The organism is Pseudomonas sp. MWU13-2862 (assembly GCF_023242495.1).
Lineage (GTDB): Bacteria > Pseudomonadota > Gammaproteobacteria > Pseudomonadales > Pseudomonadaceae > Aquipseudomonas > Aquipseudomonas gingeri_D.
Map to the genome: position 1 here is coordinate 79,895 of NZ_JALMEZ010000013.1, position 25,664 is coordinate 105,558.

At 62.0% G+C, this 25,664-nt stretch carries 25 protein-coding genes; 15 read left to right on the plus strand and 10 right to left on the minus strand.

Annotated features, from left to right (window positions below; translation table 11 throughout):
- Positions 1 to 211 precede the first annotated feature (211 nt).
- Together M5C56_RS22590 and M5C56_RS22595 are read left to right on the plus strand one after the other, a co-directional pair.
- Positions 212 to 577 (plus strand): antibiotic biosynthesis monooxygenase family protein, encoded by a 366-nt coding sequence (locus M5C56_RS22590; protein ID WP_100938753.1) that lies wholly within the window; start codon positions 212 to 214, stop codon positions 575 to 577.
- Between the two features lie 42 nt (positions 578 to 619).
- Positions 620 to 859, plus strand: a complete 240-nt coding sequence (locus M5C56_RS22595; protein WP_247263322.1) for a hypothetical protein — start codon at positions 620 to 622, stop codon at positions 857 to 859.
- Positions 860 to 994: 135 nt separating this feature from the next.
- Here M5C56_RS22595 and M5C56_RS22600 read toward each other — a convergent pair whose 3' ends face one another.
- The 6 genes from M5C56_RS22600 to bglX form a co-directional block, all read right to left on the minus strand.
- Positions 995 to 1,618, minus strand: coding sequence for a flavin reductase family protein (locus M5C56_RS22600; protein WP_103499865.1), 624 nt, complete (start codon positions 1,616 to 1,618; stop codon positions 995 to 997).
- Between the two features lie 165 nt (positions 1,619 to 1,783).
- Complete coding sequence (locus M5C56_RS22605; protein WP_247263323.1) at positions 1,784 to 2,185, minus strand: hypothetical protein; 402 nt, start codon at positions 2,183 to 2,185, stop codon at positions 1,784 to 1,786.
- Positions 2,186 to 2,629: 444 nt separating this feature from the next.
- Positions 2,630 to 3,952 carry an MFS transporter gene (locus tag M5C56_RS22610; RefSeq protein WP_103498149.1) on the minus strand — a complete coding sequence of 441 codons (1,323 nt, stop codon included), beginning with the start codon at positions 3,950 to 3,952 and terminating at the stop codon, positions 2,630 to 2,632.
- Positions 3,953 to 4,273: 321 nt separating this feature from the next.
- The gene (locus M5C56_RS22615) at positions 4,274 to 5,605 is read right to left on the minus strand and encodes a sigma-54 dependent transcriptional regulator (RefSeq protein WP_103498150.1); all 1,332 of its coding nucleotides are present in this window, start codon (positions 5,603 to 5,605) and stop codon (positions 4,274 to 4,276) included.
- The gene (locus tag M5C56_RS22620) at positions 5,602 to 7,365 is read right to left on the minus strand and encodes an ATP-binding protein (protein ID WP_103498151.1); all 1,764 of its coding nucleotides are present in this window, start codon (positions 7,363 to 7,365) and stop codon (positions 5,602 to 5,604) included. Before M5C56_RS22620 ends, M5C56_RS22615 begins: the two co-directional genes overlap by 4 nt.
- A gap of 158 nt (positions 7,366 to 7,523) precedes the next feature.
- Complete coding sequence (bglX, locus tag M5C56_RS22625; protein WP_103498152.1) at positions 7,524 to 9,815, minus strand: beta-glucosidase BglX; 2,292 nt, start codon at positions 9,813 to 9,815, stop codon at positions 7,524 to 7,526.
- A 245-nt stretch (positions 9,816 to 10,060) separates the two neighbouring features.
- On the opposite strand from bglX, the gene M5C56_RS22630 reads away from it, so the two are divergent.
- From M5C56_RS22630 to M5C56_RS22645, 4 genes are all read left to right on the plus strand, one after another.
- Positions 10,061 to 10,672 (plus strand): LemA family protein, encoded by a 612-nt coding sequence (locus tag M5C56_RS22630; RefSeq protein ID WP_103498153.1) that lies wholly within the window; start codon positions 10,061 to 10,063, stop codon positions 10,670 to 10,672.
- 67 nt (positions 10,673 to 10,739) lie between these two features.
- Positions 10,740 to 11,447 carry a TPM domain-containing protein gene (locus tag M5C56_RS22635; RefSeq protein ID WP_103498154.1) on the plus strand — a complete coding sequence of 236 codons (708 nt, stop codon included), beginning with the start codon at positions 10,740 to 10,742 and terminating at the stop codon, positions 11,445 to 11,447.
- Positions 11,448 to 11,476: 29 nt separating this feature from the next.
- Positions 11,477 to 12,094, plus strand: coding sequence for a hypothetical protein (locus M5C56_RS22640; RefSeq protein WP_103498155.1), 618 nt, complete (start codon positions 11,477 to 11,479; stop codon positions 12,092 to 12,094).
- A 54-nt stretch (positions 12,095 to 12,148) separates the two neighbouring features.
- Positions 12,149 to 13,366 (plus strand): SAM-dependent methyltransferase, encoded by a 1,218-nt coding sequence (locus M5C56_RS22645; protein WP_103498156.1) that lies wholly within the window; start codon positions 12,149 to 12,151, stop codon positions 13,364 to 13,366.
- On the opposite strand, the gene M5C56_RS22650 is transcribed toward M5C56_RS22645, so the two are convergent.
- Positions 13,354 to 14,265: a DMT family transporter gene (locus M5C56_RS22650; protein WP_103498157.1), complete on the minus strand. Its 912-nt coding sequence runs from the start codon at positions 14,263 to 14,265 to the stop codon at positions 13,354 to 13,356. The two genes, M5C56_RS22645 and M5C56_RS22650, sit on opposite strands and share 13 nt — an antisense overlap.
- Before the next feature lie 205 nt (positions 14,266 to 14,470).
- Between M5C56_RS22650 and M5C56_RS22655 the strand changes: the two genes are divergently transcribed.
- A complete protein-coding gene (locus M5C56_RS22655) occupies positions 14,471 to 15,052 on the plus strand; it encodes a DJ-1/PfpI family protein (protein WP_103498158.1) in 582 nt (193 codons plus the stop codon).
- A 14-nt stretch (positions 15,053 to 15,066) separates the two neighbouring features.
- Positions 15,067 to 15,372, plus strand: a complete 306-nt coding sequence (locus M5C56_RS22660; RefSeq protein WP_103498159.1) for a ribbon-helix-helix domain-containing protein — start codon at positions 15,067 to 15,069, stop codon at positions 15,370 to 15,372.
- 25 nt (positions 15,373 to 15,397) lie between these two features.
- On the opposite strand, the gene M5C56_RS22665 is transcribed toward M5C56_RS22660, so the two are convergent.
- Both M5C56_RS22665 and M5C56_RS22670 read right to left on the minus strand, forming a co-directional pair.
- Positions 15,398 to 16,357 carry a FecR domain-containing protein gene (locus tag M5C56_RS22665; protein ID WP_103498160.1) on the minus strand — a complete coding sequence of 320 codons (960 nt, stop codon included), beginning with the start codon at positions 16,355 to 16,357 and terminating at the stop codon, positions 15,398 to 15,400.
- Between the two features lie 35 nt (positions 16,358 to 16,392).
- A complete protein-coding gene (locus M5C56_RS22670; protein WP_103498161.1) occupies positions 16,393 to 17,397 on the minus strand; it encodes a DUF4917 family protein in 1,005 nt (334 codons plus the stop codon).
- A 191-nt stretch (positions 17,398 to 17,588) separates the two neighbouring features.
- Between M5C56_RS22670 and M5C56_RS22675 the strand changes: the two genes are divergently transcribed.
- From M5C56_RS22675 to M5C56_RS22700, 6 genes are all read left to right on the plus strand, one after another.
- Positions 17,589 to 19,214, plus strand: coding sequence for a methyl-accepting chemotaxis protein (locus M5C56_RS22675; protein WP_247263324.1), 1,626 nt, complete (start codon positions 17,589 to 17,591; stop codon positions 19,212 to 19,214).
- 55 nt (positions 19,215 to 19,269) lie between these two features.
- On the plus strand, positions 19,270 to 20,487 hold the full coding sequence (locus tag M5C56_RS22680; protein ID WP_103496641.1) for an HD-GYP domain-containing protein: 1,218 nt from the start codon (positions 19,270 to 19,272) through the stop codon (positions 20,485 to 20,487).
- Positions 20,488 to 20,590: 103 nt separating this feature from the next.
- The gene (gene yiaY / locus M5C56_RS22685; protein WP_103496642.1) at positions 20,591 to 21,739 is read left to right on the plus strand and encodes an L-threonine dehydrogenase; all 1,149 of its coding nucleotides are present in this window, start codon (positions 20,591 to 20,593) and stop codon (positions 21,737 to 21,739) included.
- A 129-nt stretch (positions 21,740 to 21,868) separates the two neighbouring features.
- The gene (locus M5C56_RS22690; RefSeq protein WP_103496643.1) at positions 21,869 to 22,441 is read left to right on the plus strand and encodes a TetR/AcrR family transcriptional regulator; all 573 of its coding nucleotides are present in this window, start codon (positions 21,869 to 21,871) and stop codon (positions 22,439 to 22,441) included.
- A gap of 89 nt (positions 22,442 to 22,530) precedes the next feature.
- On the plus strand, positions 22,531 to 23,394 hold the full coding sequence (locus tag M5C56_RS22695) for an oxidoreductase (protein WP_103496644.1): 864 nt from the start codon (positions 22,531 to 22,533) through the stop codon (positions 23,392 to 23,394).
- Positions 23,395 to 23,404: 10 nt separating this feature from the next.
- Positions 23,405 to 24,076 carry an NAD(P)H-binding protein gene (locus tag M5C56_RS22700; RefSeq protein WP_103496645.1) on the plus strand — a complete coding sequence of 224 codons (672 nt, stop codon included), beginning with the start codon at positions 23,405 to 23,407 and terminating at the stop codon, positions 24,074 to 24,076.
- Here M5C56_RS22700 and M5C56_RS22705 read toward each other — a convergent pair.
- A complete protein-coding gene (locus tag M5C56_RS22705; RefSeq protein WP_103496646.1) occupies positions 24,051 to 24,575 on the minus strand; it encodes a DMT family transporter in 525 nt (174 codons plus the stop codon). The genes M5C56_RS22700 and M5C56_RS22705 overlap by 26 nt on opposite strands.
- Positions 24,576 to 24,652: 77 nt before the next feature.
- On the opposite strand from M5C56_RS22705, the gene M5C56_RS22710 reads away from it, so the two are divergent.
- Positions 24,653 to 25,573: a LysR substrate-binding domain-containing protein gene (locus tag M5C56_RS22710; protein WP_103496647.1), complete on the plus strand. Its 921-nt coding sequence runs from the start codon at positions 24,653 to 24,655 to the stop codon at positions 25,571 to 25,573.
- The last annotated feature ends 91 nt before the right edge of the window (positions 25,574 to 25,664 follow it).

Genomic DNA, 25,664 nt, shown 5'->3' on the forward strand with positions numbered 1-25,664 from the left:
GGCGCCGGGAAGTTGCTCAAAACGCGGTGGGGAGGGGGAGGGCAGTCCGGGGGCCTCGGCGCTGGCGGGAATCGGCGTCGCGGCAGGATTGTGCAATAAGCCGGCAGGAATCGACTAACGACCCCTCGGCAAACACTCTAATCTCTGTTCCTGTCGCAGTCAGTCCCCGGGCTGATTGAGCGAGTACAACTTCTCTTCGGGAGCGTCGCGCATGTCCAAGCCTATCCCCGTCAGTCATATGGCCTTTGTTCGTGCACGCCCTGGGCGTTCCGCCGAGCTGGGCGCACGGCTGAGCAGCCTGATCGAACCCTCCCGCCAGGCCCCCGGTTGCCTGCAATTTTCCCTGCAGCACTCCCTGGCCGATGCCGACCTGTGGTTGGTGTCCGGATTCTGGGTCAACCAACCGGCCATGACGGCCTACTTCAATACCCCGGCCATGCAGGTCTTTGCCGAGCTGGTCCAGGACCTGGTGGTCGACAGCTTCGACTTCCATACCTTCAGCGATGTCAGCGCGGCCCGGGCCCAGTGCGATTTTCATCTGTCCAGCGCAGGTGCCTTGCAGCAGTTGGCCAGCTGAAGGTTTAGAATGCCGGCCAATCAATTGGCCGGGATAACAGGCATGGCACGTAAAGCATTCACACACTTCGAAGCCGTTTCGGCGGTGGTTCCCGGTGAGGGCGGTTATAGCGCGGCGATTGCCGTGAAAGCCCTGGACGGTTCCGGTGCACCACGGTTTCACAAAATACTCGATGAACAGAAGTTCAAGACCGCCTTCGAGGCCGACGAGGCTGCCGCGCAAGAGCTTGCGCGACTGGCTGATGTCGACGAAGAGGGTGAGTTGGCCTGGGCTGCCGCTTAGGTTTGCAACTGATCTTCTTCTGGGCACGGTCCCTTGTAGGAGCTGGCTTGCCAGCGATGAGGCCCTTGAGCCTTGCAACGCTCATTCGGCCGCCATCGCCAGCAAGCCGGCTCCTGCACGGACGTGCGCTGGTCACTAGGTGCGTGGGCGGTACATCTTGAACAAGGCTTCCGGGCCCAACTGGAAGTAGTCCGCCGGGCCACCGCCGCGCAGAATCGGTTCGGCGGCGGCGGTGTCGTAGACCCCATCCTTGAGCAGCCACTTGGCGATATGCACGGCGACCACTTCGCCGAGCACCAGCCAGGTGGGCACCAACGCCTGATCGGCCCGTTGCAGTTGAATGATCTGGGTGACCTTGCATTCGAACGACACCGGGCTTTCCTCTACCCGTGGCACCTTGATGATCCGCGAGGCGGCGGGCGTGAGGCCGGACAGTTCGAATTCATCGACTTCGGCGGGCGCGGCCGCGGAACTCTGGTTCATGGCTTCGGCCAGGGGCCGGGTGGCGAGGTTCCAGGCGAACTCACCGGTTTGTTCGATGTTGTTCAGGCTGTCTTTGCGGCCGACGCTGGCGAAGCCGACGATCGGCGGAATGTAGTTGAACGCGTTGAAAAAGCTGTAGGGCGCCAGGTTCAGGTGGCCCTGTGCATCCTGCGAGGAAATCCAGCCGATGGGCCGTGGGCCGACGATGGCATTGAACGGGTCGTGGGGCAGGCCGTGGCCGTTGGCGGGTTCGTAGTAGTGGATGGCGTCGGACATGGTTCGAGGGTTTCCAAGGGCCGAGGGAACAAGGGAGGACGATAGTGTGCGACGCGTGGCGGGGAAATGCGATAGGTCAGGTGGTGAGCGAGTCGTGATGGAATTCAGTGATCCCAGAAACTATTAAGCCCGGCCGAAGCCGGGCTGCAAAGCCGTGTAAGTCAGTTAGCTGATGGCAGCAGCACCTGGAGTCTTGTCGTAACCGTCAGCGGCAACAGCGTTGGCACCTGGGGTCTTGTCGTAACCGTCGGCAGCAACAGCGTTGGCACCTGGAGTCTTGTCGTAACCGTCGGCAGCAACAGCGTTGGCACCTGGAGTCTTGTCGTAACCGTCGGCAGCAACAGCGTTGGCACCTGGGGTCTTGTCGTAGCCGTCGGCAGCAACAGCGTTGGCACCTGGGGTCTTGTCGTAGCCGTCAGCGGCAACAGCGTTGGCGCCCGGAGTCTTGTCGTAACCATCGGCCGCTACGGTGTAGGCACCGCCTGGGGTTTTGTCATAACCATCGGCGGCGAAGGTGTTGGCAGCCAGTACCGAGAGGGCCAGGGCGAGGATCAGTTTGGTTTTCATGGTGGTTGCTCCTGAAGGTGTTCGTTTTGTTCATTGGGTGTGGAAGTGATTTTACGCTTGTAAATTTGATTAAAAAGCGCAAATAAACGCTTAAAGCAATCGTATAAATCGATATGTGTGGCGCCGGAAAAGGTCGGCATTCAACGTGATGCCAAGGGCCGGGGCCAGCTCGATTTAACGTAGGTTCAGAATGTCGCTTGGAAATTAACTGGCTATTAATGCCGATAATTCTTTTGCGATTGCACAGAAATGCGCCGGGATCGCCCTGTAAGGACGTGAGTGAACGGGGGAACGCGGTCTTGCAAACAACGCCGAACCTTGTAGGAGCCTGGCTTGCCAGCGAAAGGGGCCTCAAGACCGCCAAAGGCTTCGCGGGCAAGCCCTGCTCCTACAAGGTTTTGAGTACGGCAATAGAGCGGGGTATATCGCCGGTTTCCAGGTTACTCAGTCGGTCTCGATCCGCGAATGCTTGCGGGTGTCCTTCATGGTCACATATACCAGCAATGAACAGGCGATGCAGGCCGTCACGTACCAGTAGTAGCCGGTTTCCATGCCGACGCTCTTGAACCACAGCGCAATGTATTCCGCCGTACCGCCGAAGATCGAGACGGTCAGGGCATACGGCAGGCCGACGCCCAGCGCACGGATTTCAGTGGGGAACAGCTCGGCCTTCACCACCGCGTTGATCGAGGTGTAGCCGCTGACGATGATCAGCGCCGCCATGATCAGGAAGAACGCGCCCCACCAGGTCTGGATGGTGTGCAGGGTACTGAGGATCGGCACGGTGAACAGTGTGCCGAGAATACCGAAGGCAATCAGGATCGGCCGCCGGCCGATCTTGTCCGACAGCGCACCGACCAGCGGTTGCAGGCACATGAACAGGAACAGCGTCGCCGCCGAAATGGTGGTGGAGTCGGAGATGCTCATGCCGACCGTGTTCACCAGATATTTCTGCATGTAGGTGGTGTAGGTGTAGAACGCCAGGGTGCCGCCCATGGTCAGGCCGACCACGGTCATCAGTTCCTTGGGATGACGCATCAGGGTGCGCATCAGGCTTTCTTTAGGTTCTTCTTTCTTCTTGGTGAAGGACTCGGTTTCTTCCATGCCGCGACGCAGATAGAGCGCGACCACGGCACACAGGGCGCCGATGGCGAACGGAATCCGCCAGCCCCAGGCTTGCAGCTGTTCGGTGGTCAGGGTCTGTTGCAGCACGATCAGCACCGCCAGGGCGATAAGCTGGCCGGAAATCAGGGTCACGTACTGGAAGCTGGAGAAGAAGCCGCGACGTTCCTTGGTCGCCATCTCGCTGAGGTAGGTGGCCGAGGTGCCGTATTCGCCGCCGACCGACAGGCCCTGCATCAGGCGGGCGACCACCAGCAGGATCGGGGCGCCGACGCCGATGGTTTCATAGCCCGGGGTGAGGGCGATGATCAGCGATCCGAAGCACATCAGCAGGACCGAGGCCATCAGCGCGGCCTTGCGTCCCTTGCGGTCGGCATACAGGCCCATGAGCCAGCCGCCGATCGGGCGCATCAGGAAGCCCACGGCGAAGATCGCGGCGGTGTTGAGGAGCTGGGCGGTGGTGTCGCCCTTGGGGAAGAAGACCTTGGCGAAGTACAGCGAGAACGCGGCGTAGACGTACCAGTCGTACCATTCGACCATATTGCCGACCGAACCGCTGAAGATCGATTTCAGACGGCTGGAGGTGGTTCTTTCTTTGGCCGGCGCGGCCGCCGACCCCAGGGGCAGGGTAGAGGAGTTTTCCATCAGGGAACCTTCAAGTCATTGTTTTTGTGGAGCGCGCGCGAGCGCAGCCTGCCAGGGCTATAGCAGGAGCTGTGCCAACGGTGGAAGGCCCGGTTTAGAAGGGGTGGCGGGATTGGGTGAGCGGAAATCCGCTCATGGGCGATAAATCAATAAGCGGAAAATCGCCGATGCGGGATGTGCTGGATGAAACATGAACCAGACAAACACGGCACAACCTGTGGGAGCGGAGCTTGCCCGCGAATAGGCCCTTGAGAACGCTAAAAGCTTCGCGGGCAAGCTCCGCTCCCACAGGTTGATAGGCGGTGTTTTCCAGGCAGGGGTTCAGTCGTCCTTGAGGAACATCTCGCGCGCCAGGCCATGACGTTGCATCTTTTCATTGAAGGTGCGGCGTGGCAGTTGCAGCTCTTCGAGTACTGCCTTGACGTCGCCCTTGTGCCGGGTCAGGGCCGAACGCAGGCATTGCGCTTCAAAGGCCTCCTGCTGCGCCGCGAGGGATTGGCCTGGATCGATTGCGTCAGGCTCCGACTCACCCAGGCCGAGGACCGAGCGTTCGGCGGCATTGGCCAGTTCCCGCACATTACCCGGCCAGTCATGGCTCAACAGGCGGCTCAACTGCGGCCCGCTCAATGGCGTCGAGGGGCGCCCCATGCGCTCGGCCGCACCGTAGGCGAAGTGTTCGAACAACAACGGGATATCTTCGCGACGCTCGCGCAACGGCGGCAGACGCAACTGCGCCACTGTCAGCCGATAGGCCAGGTCCTCGCGAAAGCGCCCGGCCCGGGCCTCGTCGAGCAAGTCGGGTTTGGTCGCGGCGACGATACGCAGGTCCACCGCGATGCTCTGGTTCGAACCCAGCCGCTCCAGCTTCTGCTCCTGCAACACCCGCAGCAGCTTCACCTGCTGGGCCAGCGGCATGCTTTCGATCTCGTCGAGAAACAAGGTGCCGCCATCGGCGTATTCCAGCTTGCCGATACGCTTGCCCTGGGCCCCGGTGAAAGCCCCGCTTTCATGACCGAACAACTCGGCTTCAAACAAGGCCTCGGGAATCGCCGCGCAGTTGAGGGCGACAAACGGCTTGGCGGCCCTCGGCCCGAAATCATGCAGGCAACGGGCAACCAGTTCCTTGCCGCTGCCGGTTTCACCACGGATCAGCACGTTGACCGGTAGCGCCGCCAGCTCCAGCACCTGCCGGCGCAGGGTTTGCAGGCTGCGGGAAACCCCCAGCAGGCTGCGCTCGAGTCGGGAGCGGTGATCGGCCTGTTGATGCAACTGGCGGTTCTCCAGCACCAGGCGGCGTTTCTCCATGGCCCGGGCGAGGCTGGCGAGCAGGGTCTGCGGGCTGAAGGGTTTTTCCAGGAAGTCGTAGGCACCGTCGCGCATGGCTTCCACCGCCATGGGCACGTCGCCGTGACCGGTCAGCAGGATCACCGGCAGATCGCTGTCGTGTGCCTGCAAACGCGCCAGCAATTCCAGGCCGCCCATGCCGGGCATGCGCACGTCGCTGAGGATCACCCCGGGGAAATCCCGGGGCAGTTGCGCCAGGCACTCTTCGGCGCGGCTGAAGGTCTGCACCTGGAAACCCGACAGGCTCAGCCATTGCTCGACAGCCGTGCGGATGCTGGCTTCGTCATCGACCACGATCACGGCGTTCATCGAGTGTCCATCTCCGGGGCAATGGGCAGGGTCAGGCTGAAGTGGGCGCCGCCGTGGCGATTGTCGACGCTCAGGCGACCGTCCAGTTCATGGACGATGGCGTAGGACACCGCCAGGCCCAGGCCGAGGCCATCGCCTACCGGTTTGGTGGTGAAGAACGGGTCGAAGACCTTGCCCAGGTGTTCCTCGGCAATCCCACCGCCGCTGTCGCCCACGGTCAGCAGCCATACCGGTGGGCGGGCTTCGATACGGATTTCAAGGCGCTTGAGCGGTTTGTCGTGCATGGCATCCAGGGCATTGCGCAACAGGTTGATCAGCACCTGCTCCAGACGAATCGCGTCGCCCCGGACCCAGGCCGGGCGGGTCAGGTGCAGCACCGTGCTGACCGCGTCTTCACGCAGACGCGGGTCGAGCAGTTGCAACGCCTGATCGACCACGCCGGCCAGGTCGAGGGGCTCACGCAGGCCGCTGGGGCTTTGTCGGGCGTAGGTCTTCAAGTGACCGGTGAGGGCTGCCATGCGGGTCAGCATCTGATCCAGGGGGGCGAGGGCCTGGTAGGCGTCCTCGATCCGGCCGTGGTCGAGCAGCAGGCGCAAGGTCGCCAATTGCATGCGCTGGGCGGTCAGCGGCTGGTTGATTTCATGGGCCAGGGCGGCGGACATCTGCCCCAGCGCCGCCAGTTTGGCCGATTGCACCAGACCGTCCTGGGCGGTGCGCAGGTCGCGGGTGCGTTCCTCCACCAGACGCTCCAGCTCTTCGCGACTGCGTTGGCGCAGGCGCGCCAGGCGCCAGCGTTGGCTGAGGAACAGCAGCAGAAACACCAGGGCCAGCCACAGGCCGGCACCGGCGAGTGCGGCATTGCGTCGTTCCTCGGCGGCCATCTGCGGTTTGCGCAGCAGGTGCAGGGTCCAGTCTTCCGGAGGCAGTGGCTGCGACTCCCAGAGGTAGTCGGCACTGCCGTCCGGGCCGTCGACCCGGGTCAGGTAACTGTTGTCGCCGAACATTCGCAAGGGGCGGTATTCAAGGGGGCTGAGGGATTGCTTGTCATATTGCCGGGTGCTGCCGATTTCACTGCGGTCATTGTCACGCAGCGGGCGCAGCAGGCGATAGCGCCAGCCGGGCTGGTTGGCGATAAACACGATGTCGCGGGCATCGCTGACCAGCAGGGTGTCGTTGCCCTTGCTCCACTCACGCTCGAGTTCCGGGAACTCCAGTTTCACCACCATGGCGCCGAGGAATTCGCCGTTGTCGCCGGTTACCGCGCTGGCGAGAAAATAACCGGGAATGCCACTGGTCACGCCCACGGCATAGAAGTGCCCGCTGCCTTCGACGCGGGTCTGGTTGAAGTAAGGGCGAAAGCCGTAGTTGTGACCGACGTAGCTGCTCGGCAGGCTCCAGTTGCTGGCAGCCACCGACAGGCCATTGCGATCCAGCAGTTGCAGGGTGGAAGAGCGCGCGGCGCCATTGATCCGTTCCAGTTTGCGGTTCAGGGCGTCCTGTTCTGCCGCATCGATGGGGCCGGCCAGGGCCGCGCGCAATTGCGGGTCGAGGGCGAGCACGGCAGGCAGGGCGCGGTAGCGTTCGATCAGGGTGTGCAGGGCGTTGGCGTAAAGCGTCAGTTGCATCTTGCCCCGCGAGGCGTCGTCGACCAGGGCCTGTTGTTCGGCGCGATGCACGGCCCAGCCGGCGGCCAGGACGGTACCGGCGACAATCAGCAGAGTGTAGAACGCCAGACGCAGGGGACGAGGAAGCGGCGACATACGGGCAACGACAGGCTGGGGAGGGGCGGGAAAGATAGCATGTCGAATCAGCTAGGCGCTGACTTGTGGGAGCGGAGCTTGCCCGCGAAAGGGACCTTGAGGTCGCCAAAAGCTTCGCGGGCAAGCACCGCTCCCACAAGAGCGGTCAGTGGCAGGGCTTACAACAACTCGAAACTCTGCTGCGTCACATCCTGGGAGTCCAGGCCGATCTGCACGTTGAACTTGCCCGGCTCCGAGGCGTACTTCAACTGGGTGTTGTAGAACTTCAGGTCTTCCTCGTCGATGCTGAAGTGAAGGACCTTCTGCTCGCCCGCCTTGAGCATCACCTTCTGGAAGTTTTTCAGTTCCTTGACCGGACGGATCATGGAACCGGCGACCTGCTGGATATACAGCTGCACCACCGTCTCGCCGTCACGCTTGCCGGTGTTCTTCACCGTGATGCTGGCATCGAGCTTGCCGCTCTTGTTCAGCGTGCTCGAAGACAGCGCCATGCCGCTCAGGCTGAAGTCGGTGTAGCTCAGGCCGTAGCCGAAGGGGTACAGCGGGGTGTTTTCCTCGTCGAAATACTGCGAGGTGTAGTTGCCTGGCTTGCCCGGGGTGTACGGACGACCGATGGTCAGGTGGTTGTAGTACATCGGCACCTGGCCGACCGAGCGCGGGAAGGTGATCGGCAGCTTGCCCGACGGGTTGTAGTCGCCGAACAGTACGTCGGCAATGGCGTTGCCGCCTTCGGTGCCGCTGAACCAGGTTTCCAGCACGGCAGCGGCCTGGTCCTGCTCGTGGCCGATGGTCAGCGGACGGCCGTTCATCAGCACCAGTACCAACGGCTTGCCGGTGGCCTTGAGGGCCTTGATCAGTTCACGCTGGCTGGCCGGGATGTTCAGGTCGGTACGGCTCGACGACTCGTGGGACATGCCCCGCGACTCGCCCACCGCGGCGATCACCACGTCGGCCTGCTCCGCGGCCTTGACCGCTTCGTCGATCATCTGCTGCGCCGGGCGCGGGTCATCGACGATTTCCGGAGCCGCGAAGTTGAGGAAGTTCAGGTAATCCACGACCTTCTTGTCGGCGGTGACGTTCGAACCGCGGGCATAGACCAGTTGGCCCTTGTCGCCCAGGGCACGGCTCATGCCGTCATACAGGGTGACCGATTGCGCCGGCAGGCCGGCGGCGGCCCAGCTGCCCATCATGTCGATCGGGGCCTTGGCCAGCGGGCCGACCAGGGCGATCTTCGCCGACTTCTTCAGTGGCAGGGTCTGGTCCTGGTTCTTCAGCAGGACCAGGCTGCGCCGTGCCATGTCGCGGGCATCGCTGCGGTGCAGGCGGCTTTCGGCATTGGTGTCGGCCGGATCATCCTCGGCCTTGCCGATACGCAGGTACGGGTCCTTGAACAGGCCCATGTCGTACTTGGCGCCGAGCACTTCACGCACGGCGTTGTCCAGGTCGCTCTGCGGCACTTCGCCAGACTTGATCAGCCCCGGCAGCTCCTTGCCATACAGCGAGTCGTTCATGCTCATGTCGATGCCGGCCTTGATCGCCAGCTTGGCCGCTTCGCGCCCGTCCTTGGCAACGCCGTGCTTGAGCAGTTCGAAAATCGCCCCGTGGTCGCTCACCGCCAGGCCCTTGAAACCCCAGTCCTTGCGCAGCAGGTCCTGCATCAGCCAGGTGTTGGAAGTGGCGGGCACGCCGTTGATCGAGTTCAGGGCAACCATCACCCCGCCGGCGCCGGCGTCGATCGCGGCGCGATAAGGCGGCAGGTAGGTCTGGTACATTTTCACCGGGCTCATGTCGACCACGTTGTAGTCGCGACCGCCTTCCACCGCGCCATAGAGGGCGAAGTGCTTGACGCTGGCCATGATGCTGTCCGGTTCGCTCGGGCTCTTGCCCTGGTAGGCGTGGACCATCACCTGGGCGATGCGCGAGACCAGATAGGTGTCCTCGCCGAAGCCCTCGGAGGTCCGGCCCCAGCGCGGGTCGCGGGAAATATCGACCATCGGCGCGAAGGTGATGTCCAGGCTGTCGGCGCTGGCTTCCTGGGCGGCGATGCGTCCGGAATGGCCGATGGCGTCCATGTCCCAGCTCGACGCCAGGCCCAGGCTGATGGGGAAAATGGTCCGGTGGCCGTGGATCACGTCATAGGCGAAGAACATCGGGATCTTCAACCGGCTGCGCATGGCGGCGTCCTGCATCGGACGGTTTTCCGGGCGGGAGATGGAGTTGAAGGTGCCGCCGATGTTACCCGCGGCGATTTCCTTGCGGATCAGTTCCCGGGGCATTTCCGGGCCAATACTGATCAGACGCAATTGGCCGATCTTTTCCTCGAGGGTCATCTGCTTCATCAACTGGGCGATGAAAGCGTCCTTGTTTTCCAGGGAGGCGGGCTTTGTGTCAGCCACTACCGGGAGACTGGCCAGGCCAATAGCGAGGCCCAGCAAACACAGCTTCTTCATGAATGATTATCTCGGGGGCCCGGTCCGGCGATCAATCGTTGCGCACTGGCCGGGCTGTTTAGTTATAGGGAGCGACTCTTGTTGTGCTAATAATCCAGCACAGTTGTGAACTGTTTTTCGCGCTGGGCATCTTTTAGCTGATTGGCTTCACACATTCCAGTGGCGGTGGCGGATTATGCCTGAGTCCCGCGTACGAAAAATCCTGGGGTTTTTCTCTTTTTAACGTTTCAAGGAGGGTTTCGAGCATGCAGGCACAACAGGGCTTACGTTCGAGTTGCAGATTCGCCGCACTGGCATTGCTGGCGACGTTGCTGGCCGGCTGCGGCATCAACAATATTCCCACTTATGATGAACAGGTGAAGGCCAACTGGGCCCAGGTACAGAACCAGTATCAGCGGCGCGCGGACCTGATCCCGAATCTGGTGGAAACGGTCAAGGGTTACGCCAAACAGGAGCAGGAAACCCTGACCGCGGTGGTCGAGGCGCGGGCCAAGGCCACCTCGATCCAGGTCGATGCCAGCACCCTGGATAATCCCGAGAAGCTCAAGCAGTACCAGGACGCCCAGGGCCAGTTGACCGGCGCCCTCAGTCGTCTGATGGTGGTCTCGGAGCGATACCCGGATCTGAAGTCAAACCAGAACTTCCTGGCCCTGCAGTCCCAACTCGAAGGCACGGAAAACCGTATCAGTGTGGCGCGACGTGACTTCATCCTCAGTGTGGAAAAGTACAACACCGAGATCCGCACCTTTCCCGGCCGCCTCTGGCATAGCCTGATGTACAGCAACCTGCCGTTGCGCCCGACGTTCGAGGCGACCGTCCAGGACGCCGATAAAGCACCGCAGGTGAAGTTCCAGTAACCCGATGGGCGTTGCCGTGCTGAATTGTGGCAGCGCTGGATCCTGCTTCATCACGAACGAGGTAGGCATGCGTATTTTCCAAGGTGCCCTGTGGCTGTTGCTCTGCACGCTGGCGCTGACGGCCAGGGCCGATTTGCAGTTTCCCGAATTGAGCGGGCGGGTGGTGGACAGCGCCCAGATGATCGACGCGCCGGTGCGCGAGGCCTTGAATCAGCAGTTGCAGGCCCATGAGAAGGCCACCGGCGAGCAGATCGTGGTGGTCACCGTGGCGAACCTGCAAGGCGCGACCATCGAGGATTACGGTTACCAGTTGGGGCGTCACTGGGGCATCGGTCAGAAGGACAAGAATAACGGCGCGCTGCTGATCGTCGCCCGGGACGAGCGCAAGGTGCGCATTGAAGTGGGTTATGGCCTGGAAGACCGCCTGACCGACGCCCAGTCATCCTTGATCATCAACCAGTTGATCGTGCCGCAGTTCAAACGCGACCATGTTTCCAGCGGCATCAGTTCCGGGGTCGACGCGATGCTCAAGGTCCTGGGCAGTCCGATGGTGGAGAAAACCGAGCCCGAAGGGGATTTCGGATCGCGGCACCCGGTACTGATCGGCTTCCTCATGGTTCTCTTCGTGCTGATCTGCGCGATGATGCAACTGATGGGCTATGGCCCGAGGGGCGGCTCGGGAGGTTTTGGCGGCGGCGGTGGCGGACGTTCCGGCGGTGGCTTCAGCGGTGGCGGTGGCGGTTTCGGTGGCGGCGGATCATCGGGCAGTTGGTAATCCATCATTATTAGAGAGTGTGCACAACCATGGCCTTACTGACTGAATACGAACAACGGCAGGTTGCCGAAGCGATTACCCGGGTCGAGCAGCAGACCGATGCGGAACTGGTGACGGTGCTGGCGCGGCGTGCCGACGACTATGCCTATATCCCGTTGCTGTGGGCCAGCCTGGCGGCGCTGCTGGTCCCCGGGCTGCTCAACTTCGTCTTCGGCTGGCTGAACAGCCACAGCCTGCTGGCAGTGCAGTGGAGCAGCTTTATCGTGTTGTGCCTGGTGTTCCGCATCCCGTCGATCACCAGCCGGCTGATTCCGCGATCGGTGCGGCACTGGCGGGCATCGAACCTGGCGCGGCGGCAGTTTCTCGAACAGAACCTGCACCATACCGTCGGCGGTACCGGTATCCTGATCTTTGTCTGTGAGGCCGAGCGCCATGTCGAAATCCTGGTGGACAAGGGGATTTCCCAGCGGCTCGACAACAGCGCCTGGGAGCCCATAGTCAAGGCCTTCACCGAGCGGGTCAGGCAGGGGCAGACCTTGCAGGGCTTTATCAGCTGCATCGAGTCCTGCGGCGAACTGCTCAAGTCTCATGTGCCGGTGACCCAGGCGCGCAACGAGTTGCCTAACCGGTTGGTCCTGTTGGGCTGATACAATAGCCGCTATTCCCTGATCCGACTCCCGCACGCCCGAGGCGCCCTTTACATGTCAGCTACTGCAACCCCCGCCCAGTCCGTGCCGGACCATCACGCACAGTTTCTCGAGTTGCTCGAGACCGGTCTGGCGCAGAACGCTTTTATCAAGCTGGTGCTGGCCAAGTACGTGGGCGACGAAGCGGACCTGCAACGGCTGATCATCAAGCAGGTGACGGTCAAGGAGCAGGCGTGCCTGTCCTTTGTCTATCGCTACAAGACCCGTGATATCACCAAGAACTTCGCCCTCGCCGAAGGCCAGGCGATCATCGCCGGGCTGCTGCCGGCGTCCTTCAAGAACGCGCACCTGCTGTCACTCACCGACGAAGTGCAACTGGAGTACAGCAAAAAGGGCAAGAGCACCCTGTTCAAGGGCAAGGCCCAGCAGACGCGGGAAGTGCCGTCCGCCGAGCACAATCGCGAGAAGAACCGCTATCTGGAACTCAGCCGGCCGTTTCTCACCGACCTGGGGGTGACCAACCCGCAGCACGAGCTGATTCCGGCGATGTCGCGCAAGTGGAAGCAGATCAACAAATTTATCGAAGTGTTTTCCCATGCCCTGAGCCACTCGCCGATCAAGCTCGACCAGCCGGTGCGGGTCGCGGACTTCGGTTCGGGCAAGGGCTACCTGACCTTTGCCATCCACGATTACCTGCGCAATACCTTGCAGGTCGAAGGCCAGGTGACCGGGGTCGAGTTGCGCGAAGACATGGTCAACCTGTGCAATACGGCGGCGGCGCGCCTGGAGCATCCGGGGCTGGTGTTCAAATGTGGCGATGTGCGCAGCGTGGCGCCGAGCGAACTGGAAGTGATGATCGCCTTGCATGCCTGCGATATCGCCACCGACTATGCGATCCACACCGGTATCCGCTCCGGCGCGGCGATCATCATGTGCTCGCCGTGCTGCCACAAGCAGATCCGCTTGCAGATCCAGAGTCCGGTGTTGCTCAAGCCGATGCTGCAATATGGCCTGCACCTGGGGCAGCAGGCGGAGATGGTCACCGACAGCTTGCGCGCACTGTTCCTGGAAGCCTGCGGCTACGAGACCAAGGTCTTCGAGTTCATTTCCCTGGAACACACCAACAAGAACAAGATGATCCTCGCGGTCAAGCGCGCCGAGCCTGTGGACCCGGCGCAATTGTTGGTGAAGATCGAGGAGTTGAAGGCGTTCTATCACATCCAGGAGCACTGCCTGGAAACCCTGCTGCGGGCCGACGGCTACTTGAGCTGAACCCCCGCCGGCAAACCGCCCGGTTGCGCCGGGCGGACGCTGGTCTTGCGCCCGAGCATCACGGTGATGATCACGCCACCGGCAAACAGCCAGGTAATCGGCTCGACGTGTTCGCCGAAGAACAGCGCCGAAAAGGCAATGGTGAAGAAAATCTGCAACAGCTGGATCTGGCTGACCCGGGCGATACCGCCCAGGGCGAGCCCGGCGTACCAGGCAAAAAAGCCGAGAAACTGCGAGAACAACGCCACATAACCGAAGGCCCACCAGGTCTTGCCGGAAATCGCGCCCTGGTGCTGCCAGGCCAGGTACAGCACCGGGCCGATCAGGATCGGCACCGACAGCACCAGCGCCCAGCAGATCACTTGCCAACCGCCCATCTCCCGGGCCAGGCGACCACCCTCGGCATAGCCCAGGCCGCCGAGGGCGATGGCGCCGATCATCAACAGGTCTCCGGGCTGGATACTCCCGGCCCCGCTGATCAGCGCATAACCCAGCACCAGCGCACTGCCTAGGGCCGCGCAAGCCCAGAAGGCCTTTGATGGCCGCTCGTGGGACAACCAGGCCGCGTACAACGCCACGCACAAGGGTTGCAGGCCATTGACCAGGGCGCCGTGGGAGGCCGGCAGGGTCTGCATGGCCCAGGCCGAGAGTACCGGAAAACCCAGGATGACCCCGATGATCACCAGTGACAGGCCTTTGACCTGGCGCCAGGTCGGCCACTTTTCCCGACGCCACAGCAGCAGCGCCGCCGCCGGAAGGGCGGCGATCAGGGCGCGACCGAGGCCGTTGAGCAGCGGATGGATTTCCTGCACCACGACGCGGGTGAAGGGCAGGGTCAGGCTGAAGATCACTACACCCAGCAGGCCGAGCAGCATGCCGGTGTTTTCACGGGAGGACATAAACGTTGGCCAGTCATCAGGGAAACAGGGACTGTCATCTAGCCATAAAGCCCCGACGGCTCGCCGCTACAGCTGGGTAGAGAGTTGTCCATACAGTTTTTCGTGGGACCGCCTGCGTAGTAGCCGGTGATTACCTGCCTGCGTGTATAGGGTCTACCTTGACTACTCTTGTCTGCCCAAGTGTTTAACCAGAGGAGTTCACCCCATGGCCGCGAAAAAGATTCTGATGCTGGTTGGCGATTACGTCGAAGACTACGAAGTGATGGTGCCGTTCCAGGCCCTGCTGATGGTCGGTCACCAGGTGCATGCGGTGTGCCCGGACAAAAGCGCCGGCCAGACCGTGCGCACCGCGATCCATGACTTCGAGGGCGACCAGACCTACAGTGAAAAGCCGGGGCATCTGTTCGCCCTGAACTTTGATTTCGCCAAGGTCGATGCCGCCGACTACGATGCGTTGCTGATTCCCGGTGGCCGTGCGCCGGAATACCTGCGGCTGAACGACAAAGTCCTGCAACTGGTGCAGGCCTTCGACCACGCCGGCAAGCCGATTGCCGCGGTTTGTCATGGCGCGCAGTTGCTGGCGGCGGCGGGGATTCTCGACGGTCGTGAGTGCAGCGCCTATCCTGCCTGTGCTCCGGAAGTGCGGCTGGCCGGTGGTCGTTATATCGATATCGAAGTGACCCAGGCCCACGTCCAGGGCAACCTCGCCACCGCTCCGGCCTGGCCGGCGCATCCGAGTTGGCTGGCGGCGTTCCTCGGATTGCTGGGTACCAGGATCACCTTGTAAGGGAGGGTTGGGTCATGTGTGAGCTCTACGTCAAGGCCGATCCGATTCTCTACGAATCGCGTTCCCGCTCGCTGCGCATCCGTGGCGTGGTGACCACCTTGCGCCTGGAAAACCAGTTCTGGGACATCCTCGGCGAGATCGCCGAGGCCGACGGCATGACCACCAACCAGTTGATCACCCGGCTCTACGAGGAAGTGATGGACTTTCGCGGGGAGGTGCTGAATTTCGCCTCCTTCCTGCGGGTCAGTTGCACCCGCTACCTGAGCCAGCGTCGGGCCCAGGTAACGGAACTCAGTGTGGTCCGTTCGAACGCGGGGTGAAAAATAACGCGATCCCGGCCGGCGGCTATTTGCGGCTTTCGATCCTGACCTGACCGTCGTCCAGGGCCACGGTTTTCACCGGGATCAAGGCGGGCAGGGCATTGAGCAGAGCGTCCGGGTCTGTCACGTCGAGGTTGCCGGAGACCTTGAAGTGCGCCAGCGGGCCGTCCGCCAGTTGCACCGGTTTGCTGCGGTAGAGGCTCAGTTCATCGAGCAGACTGGCCAGTTCGCGGTTGCGAAAGGCCAGGTGGCCGCTGCGCCAATCGGCGACTTCCTCGCTGCTCAGGGTTTGCTGTTGCAGCGTACCTTTGGCGTAGTCGAAGATCGCCCGTTGCCTGGCTTCGAGCAGGGTGGCGCTGCTCGGATCGCCTTCCGGCTCGAAAGCCACCTGGCCGTGGGCGACGCTGACCACCAACTGGCGCTGGCCGCGGCGCACATCGAAAGCGGTGCCCACCACTCGTACCCGGGCGTTGCCGGCATGCACCCACAATGGGCGTTCCTTGTCGGCGGCCACTTCCAGGTAGAGCTGGCCCTGATCCAGGTAGATATCCCGTTGCCGGGAGCGGAAGTTGATGCGCAGTCGGGTATTGGCGTTGATGTACAGGGTGCTGCCGTCCGGCAGTTTCAGGGTGCGGGTGCCCTGGGCATGGGCGGCGACCTGATGCCGGTACGGGGTATTTGGTGCGCCGAGATTGGCGCTCAGCAACGCACACAACAGCGCGGCCGCCGTGGCCAGGGCCGGTCGCCAGAGGTTCTTGCGCCGGGGGGCCGGCAACGCCGGCTGGTTCAGTTGGCGCAGTTGCGCCAGGTCCGCCCAGAGTGCTTCGAACTCGGCATAGGCCCGGGCATGCTCCGGCTTTGCCCGCCATTCTTCGAACGCCCTGTCCGGTGACTGTTCGGGCGTGTCGCGGTGACGGGCGAACCAGCTCGCGGCCTGGGCATCGATGCTGTTTCCATCGAGTGTGATGTCGATGACGCGGCTCATTCTGACGACTTCCTGCTGTTCATCGGGCGGGTATCTCAGGCCTCGGGAGGGACCTGCAGTTGCGGGTTACCCAGCGGATGGCTCTTGGCATCGAAAAACCGCAGCGTCACTTCCCGGCCCTCGAACAGCTGGGTGAAGTGGCGCTTCTGATGCTGGATAAAGGCCTGGCTGCGTGGGTAGATCGAAATCGCCAGGGTCTGGATTCGCGCATCCAGCAGGGCCTGGACGATATGCCGGTCCTGCGCGCCGAGGTTGTGGCCGAAGATGCACAGGGCGTCCTGATGCCCGGCCAGTTGCCCGTAGCAGTACGACAGGTAATCCGAATGACGGATCGCCTTGAGCTTGTCCTGCGCATTCCCCTCGCTGACGAACAACGGCACATCGCCCAGGGTATTGATCGCGAAACTGCCCAGCAGGGTGCTTTCCGAAGAGGTCAGCTTGCGTGTGCTGCCGTCGAGGTTCTTCACCAGGTGCAGGCCGCCGTGCAGGTACAGGACGCGGGTGCCACGGGCATCAAGGTCGCCCAGGTCGAAGGTCGAGTCGTCCGTGCGGAACAGATCGTCGAACGGCTCGGGTGCCTGCATGATCGCCCAGTAGGTGAGCAGGTCGTAGTTGGTCGAGTAAAGGGTGCGGTAGCGACTCAGTTCGGCATTGATCAGCGCCAGGCTCTCGGGCTGCACCCGCATCCAGGGGATATGCACCGAGCGGATCGCATGGATCAGCGCTTCCTTGACCGCGAAGTAGCGATTGCGCGGCGACGACGAACTGATGGTCAGCGCCGCATTGACCCGGATGGTGCTTTTCAGGGCGCTGAGCACCTGTTCGAAGTTGCTGGTTTCCAGGGCCTTGAACACCGCCAGCTCGCTCAGCCCCAGCGGACGGTTGCGGGTGGTCTGGGCCAGCTCGAACAGCGAGTCGTAGGCAAATGCCTGCCACATCGCCCGGCTTGCGCCGTTGCCGATCAACAGGCCGCTGCAGGCGATTTCTGCACGCAGGGCGTTCCAGTCTTCTAATGTTGTATCAAATGCCTGGAGTTCCATCGTTGCCATTCGTCGGTTGCCAAATCTGAGGAGAATCAACGGTGGACTTTAACACGGGCCCTCTAGAGTCATTTCCTCATTCCGTGCCGGGAGATTTTTTCCACGAGGTGTCTTTTCCAGTGATATCGTAGTGATATCTCTTTTGGGTGTTTTTTCCAGTGCAATGGAATGCCGAATAAAGGGTGATCGATATGTCAGTCAGAAACCTGAAAATAGCCACACGCGCTTTTCTGAGTTTTGCCTTTGTCACACTGCTGTTGATTGCCCTGGGCGTGCTGGCGTTATGGAAAATGCATCTGATTCGCGAGGCAGCGGTCGACTTGCAGGATAACTGGATGGCCAGCCTGCGACAGGCCGGGCGGGTCGAGTTGACCCTCTATCGGATACGCCTGGAGAGCTTTCGTCTGGTCTCGGCCACCGATGCCCAGATGAAACAGACCGAAGCCGCCCGTATCCAGGAACTTAAGGCCACACTCGATCAGCAGATCAAGGCCTATGCACCGCTGGTCTCGAGCCCCGAGGAGCAAGCGGTCTACGAGACGGTACAGCGTAATGCCAACCTCTATGAGCAGAAACTCGCCGAGACGTTGCAGATCGCCAGCGAGAAGGGGGCCGAAGCGGCGCTTGTTCTGCTCAATAACGTGATCCCGCCTTTGGTCAATGAGCTGCAAACCAACATCGAGGCGCTGGAAAAAATCAATGACGATGGTGCCGTGCAGTCCGGTATCACGGCCCAGCAGCAGTTCGACGGCGGTTTTTATCTGACTATCGCCATCATTGTCGTTTCTTGCGTCTTGACGGTATTGCTGGCGATTATCTTTACCCGCAGCCTGACCGGCCCGTTGCGCTTGTTGCTCGGCTCGACCCGGAAGATCGCCGAGGGCGACCTGCGCACCGAAGTACAGGTGGACGGCAAGGACGAATTGGCCGAGCTGCAGGCCTCGACCGCGGCCATGCAGGCCAGCCTGAAAAATACCCTGCGGCATATCAGCAACTCCTCCACGCAGTTGGCGTCGGCCGCGGAAGAAATGAGCGCGGTGACCGGCGAGTCCAATCGCGGTATTCAACGCCAGAGCCTGGAGACCGACCAGGCCGCCACGGCGGTCAATGAAATGACCGCGGCGGTCGAGGAAGTGGCCCGCAATGCCGTGGCGGCCTCGCAGTCCACCCAGCGTTCCGAAGTCTCGACCCGTACCGGGGCGGACCGTGTGCACCGCACGATTGCCTCCATCGAAACCCTGAGTTCGACCGTCAAGGCCACCGGGCAGGAAGTCGAATCCCTGGCGCAGCAGGCCCAGAACATCAGCAAGGTGCTGGATGTGATCCGGGCCATCGCCGAACAGACCAACCTGCTGGCGCTCAACGCCGCCATCGAAGCCGCCCGGGCCGGTGAACAGGGCCGTGGCTTTGCCGTGGTTGCTGATGAGGTGCGGGCCCTGGCGCACCGTACCCAGGTTTCAACCCAGGAAATCGAACAGATGATCGGTGCCATCCAGAACGGGACCGGGCAGGCGGTGGTCTCGATGCAACGTAGCAATGAAGAGGCGGACAAGACGCTGTTGATTGCCCATGAAGCCGGTTCGGCCTTGTCCGAAATTGCCCAGGCCATCAGCGAGATCAACGACCGCAACCTGATGATCGCGACCGCTTCCGAGGAGCAGGCCCAGGTCGCCCGGTCGGTGGACCAGAACCTGATCAGTATCCGCGACCTGTCGATCCAGAGCTCATCGGCGGCGAGCCAGACCCTGGCGGCCAGTCATGAGCTGTCCAAGCTCGCGGTGGAATTGAACAAGGTGGTCACGCAGTTCTCGATTTGAGTCCCAGGCGGTCGCCCCCGACTCTTTATTTGACGCATCCGTTCGGAGACGTGAAATGGACCCGGATATCTGTAAAGGCTGTATCAAGATCGAGGTGGCCCGGCTGGCCATCGGCATGCAGATCGAAGCACTGGATCGGCCGTGGGAGGAAACCACCTTTTCCTTTCGTGAGTTCCGTATACGCCGTGAGGAGGAACTGCGGTTGCTGCGCGAGAACTGCAAGTATGCCTGGGTAGCGGTTGCCAGTGCTCATACGCCGTCGGCCGACAGCCCGGTTGAATGCCCGGTGCTCGCCGAGCCGGTCGACTTCAATGTGGAAATGGCCGAGGCTCAGCTCGCCTGGGGCTCGGCCCGGGCACAGTCCTGGCGCATCCTTGAGGCCGTAGAGATGGGCGAGCCGATTCAGGTTGGCGCCGTGAAAGCGGTGGTCAAGGACTGTGTCGACAGTATCCTGCGCAACCCTTCGGCCTTGCTCTGGCTGACCCGCATCAAGTTCCAGGACGATTACACCGCCGAGCATTCGCTGCGGGTGGCAATGCTGTCCATTGCTCTGGGCCGCGAATTGGGCTTGCCGGCCTCGGAACTGGAAGAAGTCGGGGTCGGAGCCATGCTCCACGATGTCGGCAAGCTCAAGGTTCCCGGAGAGATCCTGAACAAGCCGTCGGCGTTGTCGGAGCAGGAATACGCCATCATGAAAAACCACCCCATGGAAGGCTATACCTTGCTCACCAGCCAGACCGGCGTGCCGTTGGCGGCACTCGATGTGGTGCTGTCGCACCATGAGCGGGTGGACGGGGCGGGCTATCCCCATGGCTTGAGTGCCGAGGGGATTCCCTTTTATGCGCGGATCGTCGCGGTGACTGACGCCTATGATGCCATCAGCAGTGACCGGGTCTACAGCAAGGGGCGTTCGACCCTCGAGTCCCTGCGCATCCTGTTCAAAGCGGCCAACAGCCATTTCGACGAGCAGATTGTCAGCGCGTTCATTCGCCTGATCGGCCTGTATCCCAGCGGCGAAATCGTCGAGATGACCAATGACGAAGTCGCGATCATCCTCGGCGCGCCGCCCTGCAATCGACTCAAGCCGCGTCTGTTGCGCGTTCTCGGAGCCGACAAGCGGCGCTGCCCGGAGAAGCTTATCGATCTGGCCGACAGCACCTTCGATGCCATGGGCCGGCCCTATGCGATTCGCCAGGTTTGTTCGTCCGGGGCCTTTGGCGTTGATATCGAGGCTTATCGCCGACGTGGGCTGATCCAGATAAACGGCGCCTGACAAACGGTGTTGTGGATCCAGGTTTTCCTTGCGTCAGGTCAAGGTCAGGGGTGGGTCTTCGACTGAAGCTGACGGGAGTCCGTCAGCTAAAGGAAGACCTACTGTGAGCAGCACATTTTTTATTCCCGCCGTGAATATCATGGGCATTGATTGCCTGGACGAAGCCATGGGCGCGATCCGCAAGCATGGCTTTCGCAAAGCGCTGATCGTTACCGACGCCGGGCTGGCCAAGGCCGGCGTCGCCGCACGGATTGCCGGGTTGTTGGCGATGCAGGATATCGATTCGGTCGTGTTCGATGGCGCCAAACCGAATCCGAGCATCGACAACGTCGAGAAGGGCTTGGTGGCACTCAAGGCTGGCCAATGCGATTTCATTGTGTCCCTGGGCGGCGGCTCGCCCCATGACTGTGCCAAGGGCATCGCCCTGTGCGCCACCAATGGCGGGCATATCCGCGACTATGAAGGCGTCGACCGCTCAGCCAAGCCGCAACTGCCGCTGGTGGCCATCAATACCACCGCCGGTACCGCCAGTGAGATGACCCGTTTCTGCATCATCACCGATGAATCGCGCCACGTGAAAATGGCGATTGTCGACCGTAACGTCACGCCGTTGCTGTCGGTCAACGACCCGGCGCTGATGGTTGCCATGCCCAAGGGACTGACCGCCGCTACCGGCATGGATGCCCTGACCCATGCCATCGAAGCTTATGTGTCGACGGCGGCGACGCCGATCACCGACGCCTGCGCGATCAAAGCCATTGAACTGATCAGCGCCAACCTGCGCCAGGCCGTGTTTGATGGCGCCGACCTGCAGGCCCGGGAAAGCATGGCCTACGCGCAGTTCCTCGCGGGCATGGCGTTCAACAATGCCTCGCTGGGTTTCGTGCATGCCATGGCGCACCAGTTGGGCGGCTTCTACGACTTGCCCCATGGCGTGTGCAATGCGGTGCTGCTGCCCCATGTGCAGAGTTTCAATGCGCTGGTCTGCCCGCAACGCCTGAGTGATGTGGCCAAGGCGCTGGGTGCCGACATTCGTGGCATGAGTGCAGAGGAGGGTGCCCAGGCGGCCATTGCGGCGATTCGCAGTCTGGCCAAGGATGTCGAGATTCCGGCCGGTCTGCGGGAGTTGGGCGCCAAGTTGCAGGACATCCCGATCCTCGCCACCAATGCCCTGAAGGACGCTTGCGGCCTGACCAATCCACGGGCGGCGGATCAGCGGCAGATCGAAGAGATTTTCCGCAGCGCGTTCTGAGGCAAAACCCCATCACCCAGCGCCTTCCCCGGTCGGGGAGGGCGCTGTCACGACCAGCGGGCTTGCAAACCCGCGTTCAGACAGGTTTAATTGAGTGATTACTCATTTATAAGTTGAACGCTGCTCCCCATGGCCCGTCCCAAAAGTGAAGACAAACGCAACGCCATCCTCAGTGCCGCCATCGAGGTGTTCGCCGAGCAGGGCCTGGGTTGTCCGACGCTGAAGATCGCTCGGCTCGCCGGGGTCGCCGAGGGCACCTTGTTCAACTACTTCAGTTCCAAGGACGTGTTGCTCAACGAACTCTACCTGCATATCAAGGCCGAGTTGCGAGATGTGATGATGCCCGGTTACCCGCGCACGGAAACGGTGAAGAAGCGCGCCCGGCACGCCTGGCAGAGTTATGTCGACTGGGGCGTCGCCGAACCGCAGAAACGCAAGGTGGTGGCTTTGCTCGGGATGTCCGCGCAGGTTACCGAACAGAGCAAGTTGCTGGGGATGCAGGACTTCTGCGAGGTCAACGAGATGATGCAGGAAAGCATTGCCAGCGGCCTGTTCCGCGACCAGCCGGCGGCGTTTGTCTCGGCGATCATGGGCGCCCTGGCCGATACCACAATCGACTTTATCCGCCGCGAACCCGACCAGGCCGAGCGTTATGCCGAAGCCGGTTTCCAGGCGTTCTGGAGTGCTACCGCCAAGGAGTAGGCGAGGCTGTTTCTTGTATTGAAGCTTTGCGTTGAAAATGAGTGAGTGCTCACTCAATATTAATCTCAATAGTCGTAAGGAGTACAAGCATGTCTAAGGTCTGGTTGATTACCGGCAGTGCCAGCGGTTTGGGTCGCAATGTCGCCGAGGCGGTACTGGCGGCGGGGGAACGCCTGGTGGCGACGGCGCGGGAGCCACGGCGGCTGGATGATCTGGTGGCGCGTTATGGCGATCAGGTGCGGGTGGTGGCTCTGGATGTCACGGATGCAGCGGCGGCTGAAGCGGCGGTGAAGGTGGCGGTCGATACCTTTGGTCGGCTCGACGTACTGGTCAACAATGCCGGTTACGGTCATCTCGCACCTTTCGAGCAGACGGAGGCAGAGGCGTTCCGCGCCGAGGTCGAGACCAATTTCTTCGGCGTGGTCAACATGACCCGCGCCGCATTGCCGGTGATGCGCGCGCAACGCAGCGGGCACATCCTGCAGATCTCCTCCGTGGGTGGGCGTCTGGGCATGCCCGGGCTCAGCGCCTATCAGGCGGCGAAGTGGGCGGTGGGTGGTTTTACCGAAGTGGTCGCGCAGGAAGTGGCGCCGTTGGGGATCAGGATCTGTGCCGTGGAGCCGGGTGGCATGCGCACCAACTGGGCGGTGCGTGCAGGCCAGGGCACACCCACGATCATCGACGACTACCTGCCTAGCGTCGGTGCGATCCAGGAATTGCTCGGTACCTACGCCGGCAATGAGCCGAGCGATCCGGATCGGATTGCGCAGATCCTGCTGAAGCTGGCCTATCACGAGCAACTGCCGCTGCACCTGTTGATCGGCAACGATGCCTTGCAGTACTGCGAGCAGGCCGAGACCGCCCGTGCCGAGGCGGGCGAGCGTTGGCTGGAGGTCAGTCGCGCCGCCGACTACAGTGCTCCTGTCGAGCTGCCAGCATTTCCAACCCATTGAGAGGTCGTCCATGAACGTCTTGTTGTTCGGTGCCACCGGCATGGTCGGCCAGGGTGTATTACGTGAATGCCTGCTGGCGGGCGATGTGCAGCAGGTCCGGGTCATTGGCCGTACGCCGGTGACCCAGACCGATCCGAAGCTCAGCCAGGTGGTGCACGCCGACCTGTTCAACTACCAGGGCATCGAGGCCGAGTTGCAGGGCTTCGATGCCTGCTTCTTCTGCCTGGGTATCTCGGTGGTGGGCCTGGACGAGGCGCAATACACCCGGGTGACCTACGACCTGACGCTGGCCGCGGCCGAGACCTTGTCGCGGCTCAATCCGAACATGACCTTTGTCTATGTCACGGGGGCGGGCACCGACAGCAGTGAAAAGGGCCGCAGCATGTGGGCGCGGGTCAAGGGCCGTACCGAAAACGCCTTGCAACGCTTGCCGTTCAAGGCGGTTTACCTGATGCGTCCCGGTGCGATCCAGCCGTTGCATGGCGTGCGCTCCAAGACTGCGCTCTACCAGGCGGTCTACACGCTGGCCGGGCCGTTGATGAGTGTGTTGCGGCGGTTGTGGCCGGACACCATCCAGACCACCGAAACCATTGGCCGGGCGATGTTGGCGGTGGCCCGAAATGGTGGGCCGCAGCCGATTCTCGATCCCAAGGCGATCAATCAACTGTCTTCGCGAGGTTGAGGCTTGGCTGGGTGGCGGCGGCTGGCGAAGTGTTTTTTGGGGTGGCGGTGAACTGGATCATCGTCACGCCGGCGATCAGCAGCACGGCACCGACCATTCTCGGTACGCTCATATGGCGTTCCACCAGCCCGAACAGGCCGAAGTGGTCGAGCACCAAAGAGGCGACCACTTGCCCGGCCAGCGCCAGGGCGACAAATCCTCCTGCCCCTAGCTTGGGCACCAGCAACACTGCCAAGGCCACGAAACACACACCGAATACGCCGCCGAGCCAGATCCAGGTCGGCGCCCTGGTGGCAAATTCCAGGTTCGGGAACGGCAAGCGTAGTGCGAGCATCACCGGCAACAACACCGCCATGCTCACCAGCAGCGAGACCAGTGTCGCCCATAACGGGTGACCGAGGCCGCGGCCGAGGTTCGCGTTGATTGCGCTCTGAAACGGCACGACTGCGCCGGCGATGGCGGCCAGGGCCAGCAGGCCAGCCCAGCTCAAGGTACTCATAATCATTCTCCAACAGGTTTTGCTGGACTCTAAGGTATTCGCGGGGCAAATTTAAATTCCAAGAAAATATCCAGAACATGCATCGGATGAATGATCTTCGTCGCATCGACCTCAACCTGCTGGTGATCCTCGACGCCTTGCTCGCCGAGCAGCACGTGACCCGTGCCGCCGAGCGCCTGCACCTGAGCCAACCGGCGGTCAGTCATGCCTTGGCGCGCCTGCGCGACTTGCTGGGTGATCCGCTGCTGGTGCGAGTCGGCGGCGGGTTGGTGCCGACGGCGCGGGCACTGGAACTGGCGTTACCGTTGAGCGATGCGTTGGGGCGAGTGCAGGACCTGCTGGCTCCGCAAGGTTTTGATCCTGCGTCGGCCAAGCGCACGTTTCGCTTGGCGATGTCCGACTATGGCGCGGCGATGTTGTTGCCGGGTCTGGTTCGGGGGTTGCGGCGGGATGCGCCGGGGATCGACCTGCAGATCACCCAGGCCAGTCGCGAGGGCATGCTGGAGCTGTTGCTCAATGGCGATATCGATGCGGCCACCGGGGTGTTCCCGGATTTTTCGCCGGCGTTGCGCAGTACCCATCTGTTCAGCGAACACTACGCCTGCCTGGTGGACCGGGACAGTTTGCCTGCAGAGGGCGTGCTTGATCTGCTGGGCTACCTGTCGCGGCCGCATGTGTTGCTGGAAATGCGTGGCAGCGGGACGGCGGAAATCGAACGGGCGCTGAGTGCGATTCATCAGCGTCGGCGAGTGGCGATCAGCTTGCCGCATTGGGGTGTGGCGCCGCAGTTGATTGCCGGTACGGACCTGATTTTGACCGTGGCTTCGCGCAACTTGCGTAATATCGATCATGAGCGGCTGGTGGTGGTACCGCCGCCTTTCGAAATCCCCTCGTTCGACTTTATTTTTGTCTGGCACCAGCGCCGGGATGGGGATCAGGCATTGGGGTGGTTGCGCGAGTGCATGCGCGCGGTGGTGACTGTGGGCACGCTGGATTGAGGTGCAATGGGGGGCTGTTTTTCGGCTATTGGAGGACGTTTCTCTTTCCCTTGACTGAAGTTTCCTAGAAAATCCAGATCGCTTGCGCCAG